Here is a 486-nt window from a genome sequence, read left to right on the forward strand (position 1 = left end):
GAGGAAGGCATTGCCGCCCGCGCGTCGGACATCGATGTCGTCTGGGTCAACGGCTACGGCTTTCCCATCGGCAAGGGTGGGCCGATGTTCTGGGCCGGCCTCGAAGGGGCTGCGAAGATCGTCGAGCGGCTGGAGCATTGGCACCGGCTAACCGGTCGGGTGATCTTCGAGCCGGCGCCGATGCTGAGAAGGTTCGCGGAGACGGGGGCTTGGGAGGGTGCTGGAGGATAGTAGCCGTCTAGAACGAACGCCGCGTTCCTTCGCGCCCCCCTCTGTCCTGCCGGACATCTCCCCCACAAGGGGGGAGATTAGTGGTTTTGGCGCCTCCCTCTTCTAGCCACGCTGGTAATTGGCGAAAGCCGGCGTGACATCCGATCTCCCCCCAAGTGGGGAAGATGGCCGGCAGGCCAGAGGGGGGCGCTGTCCCGTCGACGTTTCCCGGTCGCAACAGCGACCCTTCGTTGCCAAATTTGACCATGTGGACAA

At 64.2% G+C, this 486-nt stretch carries 1 protein-coding gene; it reads left to right on the forward strand.

Going from position 1 to position 486, the window contains the following annotated elements; translation table 11 throughout:
- The coding region (locus EN780_RS37495) for a 3-hydroxyacyl-CoA dehydrogenase family protein (protein WP_245500307.1) at positions 1-231 on the forward strand (231 nt) is incomplete at its 5' end.
- Positions 232-486 lie beyond the last annotated feature (255 nt).

The organism is Mesorhizobium sp. M4B.F.Ca.ET.089.01.1.1 (genome assembly GCF_004022605.1).
In the GTDB taxonomy this organism is placed as follows: domain Bacteria; phylum Pseudomonadota; class Alphaproteobacteria; order Rhizobiales; family Rhizobiaceae; genus Mesorhizobium; species Mesorhizobium abyssinicae.